Source organism: Aeromonas sp. L_1B5_3, assembly GCF_963866575.1.
Lineage (GTDB): Bacteria > Pseudomonadota > Gammaproteobacteria > Enterobacterales > Aeromonadaceae > Aeromonas > Aeromonas jandaei.
The window spans coordinates 90,901-103,935 of the sequence record NZ_CAWMDN010000068.1 but is presented as its reverse complement, the minus strand read 5'-3'; the positions used below and the strand labels follow the sequence as shown (position 1 = coordinate 103,935).

12 protein-coding genes and 2 tRNA genes are annotated in these 13,035 nt (G+C 56.7%); 1 reads left to right on the top strand and 13 read right to left on the bottom strand.

The window, feature by feature from the left end:
- Positions 1–191: chemotaxis protein CheB (locus AACR93_RS04545; protein WP_331428978.1), on the top strand; the 191-nt coding region annotated here is incomplete at its 5' end.
- Positions 192–297: 106 nt separating this feature from the next.
- Here AACR93_RS04545 and pnp read toward each other — a convergent pair.
- The 13 genes from pnp to folP all read right to left on the bottom strand — a co-directional run bounded on the left by pnp (position 298) and on the right by folP (position 13,013).
- Positions 298–2,439, bottom strand: coding sequence for a polyribonucleotide nucleotidyltransferase (gene pnp / locus AACR93_RS04540; protein WP_043850115.1), 2,142 nt, complete (start codon positions 2,437–2,439; stop codon positions 298–300).
- A 169-nt stretch (positions 2,440–2,608) separates the two neighbouring features.
- Positions 2,609–2,878: a 30S ribosomal protein S15 gene (gene rpsO / locus AACR93_RS04535; protein ID WP_005338797.1), complete on the bottom strand. Its 270-nt coding sequence runs from the start codon at positions 2,876–2,878 to the stop codon at positions 2,609–2,611.
- 145 nt (positions 2,879–3,023) lie between these two features.
- Positions 3,024–3,974, bottom strand: coding sequence for a tRNA pseudouridine(55) synthase TruB (gene truB / locus AACR93_RS04530; protein WP_033114162.1), 951 nt, complete (start codon positions 3,972–3,974; stop codon positions 3,024–3,026).
- 1 nt (position 3,975) lies between these two features.
- Positions 3,976–4,413, bottom strand: coding sequence for a 30S ribosome-binding factor RbfA (gene rbfA, locus AACR93_RS04525; protein WP_041207984.1), 438 nt, complete (start codon positions 4,411–4,413; stop codon positions 3,976–3,978).
- A 55-nt stretch (positions 4,414–4,468) separates the two neighbouring features.
- Positions 4,469–7,171, bottom strand: coding sequence for a translation initiation factor IF-2 (gene infB, locus AACR93_RS04520; RefSeq protein WP_041207983.1), 2,703 nt, complete (start codon positions 7,169–7,171; stop codon positions 4,469–4,471).
- Between the two features lie 24 nt (positions 7,172–7,195).
- Positions 7,196–8,695, bottom strand: a complete 1,500-nt coding sequence (gene nusA, locus AACR93_RS04515; RefSeq protein WP_041207982.1) for a transcription termination factor NusA — start codon at positions 8,693–8,695, stop codon at positions 7,196–7,198.
- Between the two features lie 14 nt (positions 8,696–8,709).
- Entirely contained in the window at positions 8,710–9,168 is a 459-nt protein-coding gene (gene rimP, locus AACR93_RS04510) for a ribosome maturation factor RimP (protein WP_005343544.1), read from the bottom strand.
- 166 nt (positions 9,169–9,334) lie between these two features.
- Positions 9,335–9,411 (bottom strand) — tRNA-Met (locus AACR93_RS04505).
- Between the two features lie 91 nt (positions 9,412–9,502).
- Positions 9,503–9,587 (bottom strand) — tRNA-Leu (locus tag AACR93_RS04500).
- 7 nt (positions 9,588–9,594) lie between these two features.
- Positions 9,595–9,921 (bottom strand): preprotein translocase subunit SecG, encoded by a 327-nt coding sequence (gene secG, locus AACR93_RS04495; protein ID WP_005343541.1) that lies wholly within the window; start codon positions 9,919–9,921, stop codon positions 9,595–9,597.
- Complete coding sequence (gene tpiA / locus AACR93_RS04490) at positions 9,922–10,686, bottom strand: triose-phosphate isomerase (RefSeq protein WP_043850114.1); 765 nt, start codon at positions 10,684–10,686, stop codon at positions 9,922–9,924.
- 131 nt (positions 10,687–10,817) lie between these two features.
- Positions 10,818–12,152 (bottom strand): phosphoglucosamine mutase, encoded by a 1,335-nt coding sequence (gene glmM / locus AACR93_RS04485; RefSeq protein ID WP_041207980.1) that lies wholly within the window; start codon positions 12,150–12,152, stop codon positions 10,818–10,820.
- A 15-nt stretch (positions 12,153–12,167) separates the two neighbouring features.
- Positions 12,168–13,013 (bottom strand): dihydropteroate synthase, encoded by an 846-nt coding sequence (gene folP, locus AACR93_RS04480; protein ID WP_043850113.1) that lies wholly within the window; start codon positions 13,011–13,013, stop codon positions 12,168–12,170.
- Positions 13,014–13,035: the final 22 nt, after the last annotated feature.

The window sequence follows — 13,035 nt, the reverse complement described above, 5'->3', positions numbered from 1 at the left end:
TCATCATGACCGGCATGGGGGATGATGGTGCCCGGGGATTGCGCGAAATGCTGGAAGCAGGTGCCAACACCTATGCCCAGGATGAAGCTTCCTGTGTGGTCTTCGGCATGCCCAAGGAGGCGATCAAACTCTCGGCAGCCCGCCATGTACTTCCTCTGCAGGAGATGCATCACGCCATCCTCGGCAGATAACTCCTTTGACCGGGATCTCCGCCATTGCCCATAAAAAAGTCCGGCTCCCCTTGGGGAACCGGACTTTTTACTGCAACCGGAATCAGTCCGGTTTCAGACAAGCAGATTACTCTGCAGCAGGTGCTTCAGCAGCAACCGGCGCATCGGCAACCGGAGCAGCTTCGGTCGGGGCGTTCGCTTCCTTGATGGAGAGACGTACGCGGCCCTGACGGTCCACTTCCAGTACCTTCACCTTCACCACGTCACCGATCTTCAGGTAGTCGGCTACGTTCTGCACGCGAGCGTCAGTGATCTGGGAGATATGAACCAGACCATCCTTGCCCGGCAGGATGTTAACGAAAGCACCGAAGTCGGCCAGACGAACAACCTTGCCTTCATAGATACGGTTCACTTCGATCTCGGCGGTGATGGCCTCGATACGGCGGATCGCTTCTTTGGCAGCGTCACCGTCAACGGCGGCGATGCGGACGGTACCGTCATCATCCAGCTCGATGTTGGTGCCGGTCTCTTCGGTCAGGGCGCGGATCACGGAGCCACCTTTACCGATGACGTCCTTGATCTTCTCCGGGTTGATCTTAATGGTGTGGATGCGCGGGGCGAAATCGGAGATCTCGGCACGCGGAGCCTGGATGGCTTCGTCCATCACTTTCAGGATGTGCAGGCGAGCACCACGAGCTTGCTTCAGGGCAATCTCCATGATCTCTTTGGTGATGCCTTCGATCTTGATGTCCATCTGCAGTGCGGTCACACCTTCGGTGGTACCGGCAACCTTGAAGTCCATGTCGCCCAGGTGATCTTCGTCACCCAGGATGTCGGACAGCACAACGAAACCTTCTTCTTCCTTCACCAGACCCATGGCGATACCGGCAACGGAGGCCTTGATCGGCACACCCGCGTCCATCAGCGCCAGAGAGGAGCCACACACGGAAGCCATTGAGGAGGAACCGTTGGATTCGGTGATTTCAGAAACCACACGAACCACGTACGGGAACTCGTCGGCGCTCGGCATCACAGCCGCGACACCGCGCTTGGCCAGACGGCCGTGACCGATTTCACGACGCTTCGGGCTACCCATCATGCCGGTCTCACCGACGCAGTATGGCGGGAAGTTGTAGTGCAGCATGAAGCGATCGGCGCGGTTGCCGGTCAGCTCATCGATGTTCTGGGCGTCACGCTCGGTACCCAGGGTCGCAACGACCATTGCCTGAGTTTCACCACGGGTGAACAGGGCAGAACCGTGAGCACGCGGCAGAACTCCGGTAGCAACGGACAGGGCACGGATCATCTCGGGATCGCGACCATCGATACGCGGCTCGCCACGTACGACACGACCACGAACGATGCGGCTTTCCAGGCTGTGGAACTCTTCGCCGATCTTCTTGGCATCTTCTTCCACACCGGAAGCGATCACCTGCTCAACCACGCGACCTTTGATGGCAGCGATGGTTTCGTAGCGAACAGCCTTCTCGGTGATGCGGTAGGCTTCACCCAGCTCGGCTGTCGCCAGCTCGGCAACCTTGGCTTTCAGCTCTTCGTTGACGGCAGGAGCAGCCCAATCCCACGGCTTGGTGCCGACAGAGGCAGCAAACTCGTTGATGGCGGAAATCACGGTCTGCATCTGCTCGTGACCATATACCACGGCGCCCAGCATCACCTCTTCAGAGAGGATGGCAGCTTCGGATTCAACCATCAGCACGGCGTTGGCAGTACCGGCAACAACCAGATCCAGATCGCTCTGCGGCAGTTCGGTGGTGGTCGGGTTCAGTACGTACTGACCGTTCATGTAGCCTACGCGAGCTGCACCGATCGGGCCGCCGAACGGGATACCGGAGATAGCCAGTGCTGCAGAAGCACCGATCATGGCTACGATATCGGGGGAGACAGCCGGATTCACGGACATTACGGTCGCAACGACCTGAACCTCATTGAAGAAGCCTTCCGGGAACAGCGGACGAATAGGACGGTCGATCAGGCGGGAGATGAGGGTCTCACCTTCGCTCGGACGACCTTCACGACGGAAGAAACCACCCGGGATACGACCAGCAGCATAGGTACGCTCCTGATAGTTAACGGTCAGCGGGAAGAAATCGCGGCCGTGATCAGCCTCTTTCTTGCCGACAACGGTCACAAATACGCAGGTATCGTCCATGCTGACCATAACGGCCGCAGTGGCTTGACGGGCCATCACACCGGTTTCCAGTGTGACGGTGTGTTGACCGTACTGGAATGACTTTACAATAGGATTCACGTGAATTTCCTTTTTACAATTTGGCTCTTTAAATTCGCGCACAAGTATACTTGATTCGATGCAAAAGGTAAGCGGCGACACGAATTCTGTGAGGGCGGCGACAACCTGCGAAGAGCAATAAAAAAGGGGAACCCGGAGGTTCCCCTTTTTCGCGAAATCTGATGGTCGATTAACGACGCAGACCCAGCTTGGCGATCAGAGCAGCATAACGCTCGGAATCTTTACGCTTCAGGTAGTCCAGCAGCTTACGACGCTGGGAAACCATGCGCAGCAGACCGCGACGACCGTGGTGATCCTTGGAGTGCTCCTTGAAGTGACCTTGCAGATGGTTGATCTGGGCAGTCAGCAGGGCAACTTGCACTTCGGGGGAGCCAGTGTCGTTGGCGCAACGAGCGTTGTCAGCAACGATTTGAGCTTTGATCTCAGCATTTAGAGACATGGTAATACTCCAGTAGAGTGTTTAAAGGTTCACAGCCAATCTCTAATTCAGCCGTGAAATGAGGGCGGTATAATAATCGTCCCCGCCCCTTTTCGCAATGATAAAGAGGCGAAACGGGAAAGAGATGCCCTATACCGCCAGAGGATCACTCCTCGTCGTGATAACGCACCAGTCGCTTGGGCGCGACACGGCCATCATCATCAATCTCGCCGACACCGATGAACTCGCGCTCCGGGCCGACTGTCATGCGAACCTGACCGCTGGCCGGAGCCCCCGGTACCTGCACCGCCTGACCCTGATTCACATAGGCGGCGACTACCGCCAGCATGTTCACCTCGGGCAGGGATGCCACAGCGGTATCCATCGGAAGCAACAGCGGATCGAGCACTTCGCGCGGCGGAATGGTTTCGTTCTTGGCCTGCTCGAAGATGCACTCGAGCTGCTCCAGGGTCAGCATCCGCTCATAGGGATAGCTGGCAACCTGGGTGCGGCGCAGCTGGGTGACGTGAGCGCCACAGCCCAGCACCTCGCCCAGATCATCGACCAGAGAGCGAATGTAGGTACCCTTGCTGCAGTGCACCTCCAGCTTCACCTCGTCCCCTTCGAAGCTGATCAGTTTCAGCTCGAAAATGGTGATAGGACGGGCTTCACGCTCAATCTCGATCCCCTCGCGGGCATACTCGTAGAGCGGACGGCCGTTGTGCTTGAGCGCGGAGTACATGGAGGGTACCTGCATGATCGGGCCGCGGAACTGGTCCAGCGCCTCAATCAGGGTCCCTACAGCCACATTGACCGGACGGGTCGCAACCACTTCACCATCGGAATCGCTGGTGTTAGTGCGCTCACCCAGTTTGGCCGTCACTTCGTAACGCTTGTCGGCATCCAGCAGATACTGGGAAAACTTGGTGGCCTCGCCGAGGCAGATCGGCAGCATGCCGGTCGCCAGCGGATCCAGCGCACCGGTATGACCGGCCTTGGCGGCGTTATAGATACGCTTGACCTTCTGCAACACATCGTTGGAGGTCAGCCCGGTCGGTTTGTCCAGCAGCAGAATGCCGTGAACATCACGGCCCTTGAAACGACGTCTTCGAGTCATCTCAGCCTTTATCCTCAGCGTTATCATCCGCAGCCACGTCGGACTCTTCGTCACGACCCGACTCCGCCATGCGGCGCTTGTCTTCACGGATGGTATTGGTCACCAGGTTGGAGAGACGCATCCCCTCAACCAGCGTCTGATCATAGAAAAAGCGCAGCTCGGGCACCACACGCAGACGCATGGCACTGCCCAGCAGGCTACGGATGTAACCGGCCGCTTCGGTCAACGCCTTGAGCCCTTCATTGATGCGCTCGGCATCATTTTCCAGCTGCAAGAAGGTGACATAAATCTTGGCGTAGTTAAGGTCACGGGACACTTCCACATCGGAAACGGTCACCATGCCGATGCGCGGGTCTTTCACCTCGCGCTGCAGGATCAGCGCGATTTCACGCTGGATCTGCTGTCCGACCCGACGGGTCCGGCTGAATTCTCTGGCCATATTCTATCCTGCGATAAAAGGGGGCCATGGCCCCCTATTTTGTCTGACTCTCGGCTTACAGAGTCCGTTGGATTTCAACAGTCTCGTAAACTTCGATCTGGTCGCCTTCGCGTACGTCGTTGTAGTTCTTGACCGCGATACCACACTCGTAGCCGTTCTTGACTTCGTTGACGTCATCCTTGAAGCGACGCAGGGATTCCAGCTCGCCTTCATAGATAACCACGTTGTCGCGCAGAACGCGAATACGGTTGGAGCGCTTGACCACACCTTCGGTAACCATACAGCCGGCAACTGCGCCAAACTTCGGTGATTTGAAGACGCTACGCACTTCGGCCAGACCGATGATCTCCTGACGATACTCGGGAGCCAGCTTGCCGCTCATGGCCTGCTTCACTTCGTCGATCAGGTCATAGATGACGGAGTAGTAACGCAGATCCAGGCTCTCGGCTTCGATAACCTTGCGAGCAGAAGCATCGGCACGGACGTTGAAGCCAACCAGGATGGCGCTGGATGCAGCAGCCAGAGTCGCGTCGGTTTCGGTGATACCACCTACGCCGGAACCCACGATCTTCACCTTCACTTCGTCGGTGGAGAGCTTGACCAGCGCATCGCAGATCGCTTCCACAGAACCCTGTACGTCGGCTTTGATCACCACGTTCACTTCGGAGACTTCGCCTTCGGTCATGTTGGAGAACATGTTCTCCAGCTTGGCCTTCTGCTGGCGAGCCAGTTTGACTTCGCGGAACTTGCCCTGACGGTAGAGCGCCACTTCGCGGGCTTTCTTCTCGTCACGAACCACAGTCGCTTCGTCACCGGCAGACGGAACACCGGACAGACCCAGGATTTCCACCGGCAGGGACGGACCCGCTTCCTTGATTTCGCGGCCCAGTTCGTCACGCATGGCACGGACACGACCGTATTCGAGACCACACAGAACGATGTCGCCCTGACGCAGAGTACCTTCCTGAACCAGCACGGTCGCAACCGGACCACGGCCCTTGTCGAGGAAGGATTCGATGACCACACCGTTGGCCATGCCGTCGACCACGGCTTTCAGCTCCAGCACTTCGGCCTGGATCAGAATGGCTTCCAGCAGGTCGTCGATGCCCTGGCCGGACTTGGCAGAAACGTGCACGAACTGGCAGTCTCCACCCCAATCTTCGGACATGACGTTGTAACGAGCCAGCTCGGTCTTGACGCGGTCCGGATCTGCTTCCGGCTTGTCGATCTTGTTGACGGCAACAACCAGCGGCACACCGGCAGCCTTGGCGTGCTGGATAGCTTCGATGGTCTGCGGCATCACGCCGTCGTCAGCTGCAACAACCAGAACAACGATGTCGGTCGCCTTGGCACCACGAGCACGCATGGAGGTAAACGCCGCGTGACCCGGAGTATCCAGGAAGGTGATCATGCCGCTGTCGGTCTGAACGTGGTAAGCACCGATGTGCTGGGTAATACCACCGGCTTCGCCAGCAGCAACCTTGGCCTTACGGATGTAGTCCAGCAGCGAGGTCTTGCCGTGGTCAACGTGACCCATGATGGTCACAACCGGCGCGCGCGGCTTGGCTTCGGAGGTCTCGTCACGATCGGACAGTACCGCCTCTTCCAGCTCGTTCTCGCGACGCAGCACAACCTTGTGACCCATCTCCTCGGCGACCAGCTGAGCGGTCTCCTGGTCGATCACCTGGTTGATGGTGGCCATGGCGCCCATCTTCATCATCGCCTTGATGACTTCAACACCCTTGACGGCCATCTTGTTGGCCAGCTCGGCCACGGTGATGGTCTCGCCGATGATGACGTCACGGTTGACGGCAGCAGCAGGCTTGTTGAAGCCGTGCTTCATGGCGTTCGGGGTAGCAACCTTGCCACGCTTGCCCTTGCGAGCACGCGGATCACGGGAGTTGCGGTCGTTGCGATCATCGTCGCGACGGCCTACTTTCTTCGGACCCTTGGCGGCAGCGGCAGTACGACGGCTGCTCTCTTCCTTGCGATCCAGCTCATCTTCAGCAGCCTGGGCGTGCTTGGAGGTGGTCACATGGTAGTCGCTGCTCTCTTTGGCGCGAGCGGCTTCTTCTTCAGCCCAGCGGGCTGCATTCTGCTCTGCCATGACACGAGCCTCTTCGGCTTTCTTGGCGGCGAGCTCTTCAGCTTTTTGCAAAGCTGTCTGTTCCTGTTGGCGCTTCAGTTCTTCTGCTTCGCGCTTGGCCATCTTTTCTGCCTCTTGCTGAGCTGTGCTACTGGCTGCTTTGGCGGGCTGTTGAGCCTGTCGAGCCTTTTGTTGTGCCTCGATTCGCGCCTTTTCCTCAGCTTCACGACGAGCCTGCTCAGCCTCACGGCGAGCCTTCTCTTCAGCTTCGAGACGAGCCTTGTCTTCGGCCTCGCGACGAGCTTTTGCTTCTGCTTCCAAACGCGCTGTTTCCTCGGCTTCCGCCTGACGCTGTTCTTCTTCCAGCGCCGAACGTCTTACATAGGTGCGAGATTTGCGTACTTCTACCTGCACTTCTTTGTTCTTGCCGCCAGTACCCTGCACACTGATGGTGCTCTTGGTCTTGCGCTGCAAAGTCATGCGAGCAGGAGCGGCAACCTCGTCACCACCGTGCTGTTTCTTCAAGTGTGCCAGCAGAGTCTGCTTTTCAGACTCGCTAACCATGTCGTCGGCCTTGCTCTTGCTGATACCGGCATCGACAAATTGCTGGAGAAGACGATCAACCGGTGTGTCGATGTCAGTGGCAAGTTGTTTGACTGATACTTCTGCCATTCATTTTCCTCCGTTTGATCTTACTTAAGACTGCTCTTCTCCGAACCAACAGATATTGCGAGCAGCCATAATGAGCTCACCAGCCTTCTCGGCAGTCAGCCCTTCAATACCAGCAAGGTCATCAATACCTTGCTCAGCCAAATCTTCCAGGGTACCAACACCACGACCGGCCATCGCGTAAGCCAGTTCGCGACTCAGACCGTTCAGATTGAGCAGGTCTTCAGACGGCTCGACGCCATCGAAGGACTCCTCTTTGGCCAGTGCCTTGGTGGTCAGGGCATCTTTGGCACGCTTGCGCAGCTCTTCGACCATGTCTTCATCCAGACCGTCGATAGCCAGCAGCTCGTTAACCGGTACGAAGGCGATCTCTTCCAGAGTGGAGAAGCCCTCTTCCATCAGCAGGCCGGCGAAATCGTCGTCGATGTCCAGAGTGCTGGTGAACAGGTTCATGATGCGGTCGTTTTCAGCCTGGTGCTTGGCACGCATGTCCTCGACGGTCATCACGTTCAGCTCCCAACCGGTCAGCTGGGAGGCCAGACGCACGTTCTGACCGTTGCGACCGATGGCCTGAGCCAGGTTGGCGGCTTCCACGGCGATATCCATGGTGTGGTTGTCTTCATCAACGATGATGGAGGCCACATCGGCAGGCGCCATGGCATTGATCACATACTGGGCGGGGTTGTCATCGTACAGCACGATGTCAGCGCGCTCACCGCTCAACTCGGCGGAGACAGCTTGCACACGGGCGCCACGCATACCGATACAGGCACCGATCGGGTCGATACGACGATCGTTGGTCTTCACCGCAATCTTGGCGCGGGAACCCGGATCACGGGCAGCGCCCATGATTTCGATCATCTCTTCACCGATTTCCGGTACTTCGATGCGGAACAGCTCTTTCAGGAAGTCAGGGCTGGAGCGGCTGACGAACAGCTGGGAACCACGCGCTTCCGGACGTACTGCATACAGCAGGCCGCGCACGCGGTCACCCGGACGGAAGGTTTCACGCGGCAGCATGTCGTCGCGGAAGATCACGGCCTCGGCATTGCTGCCCAGATCCAGGATCACGTTGTCGCGGTTGCTCTTCTTGACCACACCGCTGATGATGGTGCCTTCTTTGTCCTTGAACTGGTCAACGACTTGTGAACGCTCGGCTTCGCGCACTTTCTGCACGATAACCTGCTTGGCAGTCTGGGTAGTAATACGGTCGAAGGTGACAGAATCGATCTGGTCTTCAACGTACTCACCGATCTGGATCTCCGGCTGCTCGATTTGGGCTGCTTCCAGAGTGATCTCGGCGTATGGGTTCTCCATTGCGGCTTGATCCGCAATCACCACCCAACGGCGATAGGTGTCGTAGTCACCGGTCTTGCGATCGATTTCAACGCGCACTTCAATCTCGCCTTCATATTTCTTCTTGGTCGCAGTCGCCAGCGCAGTCTCCAGAGCCTGGAAGATCTTCTCGCGGGGTACAGCTTTCTCGTTGGATACTGCGTCAACGACCAGCAAAATCTCTTTATTCATATCCGATAGCCTCGTTAACCAAAGTTCGGCACTATGTTCGCTTTTTGGATATTGGTGAAAGCCAACACTTCGTCCTTACCATCTACCGTCAGAGTGATCATGTCGCCCTGCACGGCTTTGATTACGCCTTTGAACTTGCGGCGGTTGTTTGTTGCCATCCGAAGCGTTACCGCCGCCTCTTGGCCAACGTATTTTTCGAACTGGGCAACCTTGAACAGGGGGCGATCCAGACCCGGGGAAGATACCTCGAGGTAATACTCCTCGGTGATGGGATCTTCTACGTCCATAATGGCGCCAACCTGATGGCTGACCTCAGCACAGTTCTCAACGGTCACGCCCTGCTCGCCGTCGATATAGACGCGCAAGGTGGAGTGTTTACCCGCACGGATAAACTCAATACCCCAAAGTTCAAAACCCAAGGCAACGACCGGAGCCTCGAGCAGATCGGTCAAACGTTGTTCCAACGTAGCCAAAGTCACCCTCCGAAAAACAAAAAAAGGGCATAAAGCCCAGATAGAGATCGATTCAGAGTAAATCGCACATAACAAAAAGCCCCGATGTCAAATCGGGGCTTGGCGCTTTACCCTGATTGTCGCCTCGCAGCGACCGCCTTCCTGAGCGTAGGAAATGCGTGAAATTTGGTTGCGGGGGCCGGATTTGAACCGACGACCTTCGGGTTATGAGCCCGACGAGCTACCATGCTGCTCCACCCCGCGTCCGAAATCGTGCGAGATTATAGCCACTTCATTCTTTCTATACAAGACTGACTTGGCTATAACATCCCGGTTACCCGGGTCACTGCTTAATTGGTGCCGTGGGCGGGACTCGAACCCGCACACCCTAGAGCACTACCCCCTCAAGATAGCGTGTCTACCAATTCCACCACCACGGCAAAACTCTTACTCGGGAACGTCAGTGTCTTTCTTCACTGGCGCTTTGGTCTGCTCAACCTGTTGGGTTTGTTGCAGATTTTCCCATTCACTGCCCTGTTTGACCTTATTGCTGGACATAGAGCCGAGCACCAAGCTGATTACGAAAAACAGAGTAGCCAAAATCGCTGTTGTTCTGGTCAGGAAGCTGCCTGAACCACTGGAGCCGAATACTGTGTTCGATGCCCCTGCGCCGAAGGAGGCGCCCATATCAGCCCCTTTACCTTGCTGAATCATCACCAGACCAATCAGAGCCAGTGAAACCAGCAGATAAACGACCAAAAGAATCTCGTACATTTAACTTGCACCCTTTGCCGCTTCAACAATTCCTAAAAACGCATCGCTATCTAGACTCGCTCTGCCGATCAATCCGCCATCTACGTCGGGTTGGGCAAACAAATCTCTCGCATTGGTCGGCGTCACGCTCCCACCATAGATGATTCTGATCTTCTCACCTATTACCGGAGTATCCTCCGCCAAGCGACCACGAATAAAGGAATGAACCTCTTGTGCCTGCTCGGGTGTGGCGCATTTACCTGTACCTACAGCCCAAATCGGCTCGTAGGCGATGATAGCATTATCGAAAGCCATCGCGCCATTTTTCTCTATGACGATATCCAACTCTTCTGCGATCACCTCGAAGGTTCTTCTCGCTTGCCTTGCTGCACCTGATTCACCCAAACAGAGGATGGGAATCAGACCTGCCGCTCTGGCTGCCGCAAACTTCTCTGCGACTATAAAGCTGGTCTCACCAAAAAGACGCCTGCGCTCGGAGTGCCCTACTAATACGTATCGACACCCTGCCTCGACCAGCATCTCACACGAGACTTCACCCGTGTAAGCGCCCGTCGCGTGCTGGCTCACATTCTGAGCCCCCAACCTTATCACCTTCTGCTCATTGAGCATTGGAGCGGTAAAGTCGAGATGCACATGGGATGGACAGAGAACAACATCTACATCACCATCAACACCTTTCAGGCACTGACTCGTAAACTGCTCTAACTGCGACCTACTACCGTGCAACTTCCAGTTGGCTGCTACAAACGGCTTGCGATGTCCCATCGGCAACTCCCTTGCGAAAGCGGGGCTGATAATATCCAGAGGATTGTCAGCTGACAAGTGCTATTTTCATTTTTTTGAATCGATTGAACAAGATACAACCAGGGCGGCTAAAAAGCCGCCCTGAGCGCTCATTAAAACGCCGATTCGACCTGATCGGCAATGCGCTGAGCCATATCACGCACCTGTTGCTCGTGCTCCCCTTCCACCATGACCCGGATTAGCGGTTCGGTACCTGATTTACGCAACAGCACTCGGCCACGACCGCCCAGCTCCTGTTCCACCTTGGCGACCTCCTGCTTGACTGCTTCTGCAGCCAGCGGATCCTTGCCTTCGGCAAAGCGGACATTCACCAGTACTTGCGGGAACTTGCTCATGCCGGAGCGCAACTTGGCCAACGGCATCTCGGCACTGCGCATGGCAGTGAGCACCTGCAGGGCGGCCACGATGCCATCACCCGTGGTGGTCTGATCAAGACAGATGATGTGACCGGAGTTCTCGCCACCGATACGCCAGCCCTTCTCTTCCATCATCTCCAACACGTAGCGGTCGCCCACCTTGGCACGGGCAAACGGGATACCCAGAGTTTGCAACGCCAGTTCCAGACCCATGTTGGCCATCAGGGTGCCGACGACACCGCCCTTGAGACGACCGTTGCGCAAGGCGTCCCGTGCGATGATATAGAGGATCTCGTCACCGTCGATCAGATAGCCGGTGTGATCCACCATGATCAGGCGATCACCGTCACCATCGAATGCCACGCCGAGATCCGCCTTGCACTCCAGCACCTTGGCAACCAGTGCCTCGGGGGCAGTCGAGCCAACGCCATCGTTGATATTGAGACCATCCGGAGAGCAGCCCATGGTGATCACTTCGGCCCCCAATTCGCGGAACACAGAAGGCGCGATATGGTAGGTTGCCCCATGACCACAATCGACTACCATCTTCAATCCGTCCAGGTTCATATTGGAAGGGAAGGTACTCTTGCAAAACTCGATATAGCGGCCCGCGGCATCATCAATACGCAGCGCTTTGCCGAGCTCGGCAGATTCGACGCACTTGAGCTCGTGATCAAGCTCGGCTTCAATAGCCATCTCGACATCATCTGGCAGTTTGGTACCGTCAGCGGAGAAAAATTTGATGCCGTTGTCATAGAAGGGATTGTGCGAGGCGCTGATAACGATGCCGGCCTCGGCACGGAAGGTGCGAGTCAGGTATGCCACGGCCGGAGTGGGCATGGGGCCCATCAGAATGGCCTTGAGACCCGCGGCGGACAGGCCAGCCTCCAGTGCGGACTCCAGCATATAGCCAGAGATTCGGGTATCTTTACCAATCAGCACCTTTTTGGTGCCCTTCTTGGAGAGCACCTTGCCCGCAGCCCAGCCCAGCTTCATTACAAAATCAGGAGTAATGGGATATTCGCCGACTTTGCCGCGCACACCATCTGTGCCGAAATACTTTCTTGCCATTGTCTGTTCTCTTTTTTATCTGGAAATGAAATCTTGTCCCGTTATGGCCTGCCAGCCAACCCGCAACGCATCCATGGTCTCCCGCACATCGTGAACCCTGATGATCCTGGCTCCGTGCTGCATGCCGATAAGGGCACAAGCCAGACTGCCAGCAAGACGTTCACCCACAGGGCGGTTCAGCAGGTTGCCTATCATAGACTTTCGCGACATTCCCACCAAGAGCGGAAGACCGTAGTCAAGCAACTCTCTCTGGGCGGCCAGCAGCTGATAGTTGTGTGCCAGCGTCTTGCCAAAACCGTAGCCCGGATCCAGCAGCAGCTGCTCACGGGCTATCCCGGCGGCCAAGCAGGCTGCAATCCGTTCGTCAAAGAAGGCTTTCACCTCCCCAACTAAGTCGTCATAGTGCGGCTCGACCTGCATGGTTCTCGGCTGCCCCTGCATATGCATCAGGCAGACAGGGACAGCTGCCTCGACCGCTGCCTGCAGCGCTCCCGGCTCCAGCAGCGCTCTCACATCGTTAATCAGATGAGCCCCAGCCTTGCAGCCTTCTCTCATTACTACCGCCTTGGAGGTGTCGAGGGAGAGCATCACATCACATTCGCTCACCAGTCGTTCAACAACCGGGATGACCCTGTCCAGTTCTTCCTGCTCGCTCACATCCGGCGCTCCCGGACGGGTCGACTCGCCACCAATATCGATAAGGGTCGCCCCATCCGCCACCATTTGACGGGCATGGGCCACAGCCCGTTCAATCTGGTTGAAATGGCCACCATCGGAGAAGGAGTCGGGAGTCACATTGAGGATCCCCATCACCTGGGGACGTTCGAGGGAGAGGCTCAGCCCCTTACTAATCAGCTGCATCTTCACTTCCATTCACAAAATA

Bases quoted from the DNA above. Each gene is read 5' to 3' on its own strand.
- tpiA (WP_043850114.1), bottom strand. From the start codon at position 10,686: ATGGGACATCGCAAGCCGTTTGTAGCAGCCAACTGGAAGTTGCACGGT.
- infB (WP_041207983.1), bottom strand. From the start codon at position 7,171: ATGGCAGAAGTATCAGTCAAACAACTTGCCACTGACATCGACACACCG.
- nusA (WP_041207982.1), bottom strand. From the start codon at position 8,695: ATGAATAAAGAGATTTTGCTGGTCGTTGACGCAGTATCCAACGAGAAA.
- secG (WP_005343541.1), bottom strand. From the start codon at position 9,921: ATGTACGAGATTCTTTTGGTCGTTTATCTGCTGGTTTCACTGGCTCTG.
- glmM (WP_041207980.1), bottom strand. From the start codon at position 12,152: ATGGCAAGAAAGTATTTCGGCACAGATGGTGTGCGCGGCAAAGTCGGC.
- truB (WP_033114162.1), bottom strand. From the start codon at position 3,974: ATGACTCGAAGACGTCGTTTCAAGGGCCGTGATGTTCACGGCATTCTG.
- folP (WP_043850113.1), bottom strand. From the start codon at position 13,013: ATGCAGCTGATTAGTAAGGGGCTGAGCCTCTCCCTCGAACGTCCCCAG.
- rpsO (WP_005338797.1), bottom strand. From the start codon at position 2,878: ATGTCTCTAAATGCTGAGATCAAAGCTCAAATCGTTGCTGACAACGCT.
- rbfA (WP_041207984.1), bottom strand. From the start codon at position 4,413: ATGGCCAGAGAATTCAGCCGGACCCGTCGGGTCGGACAGCAGATCCAG.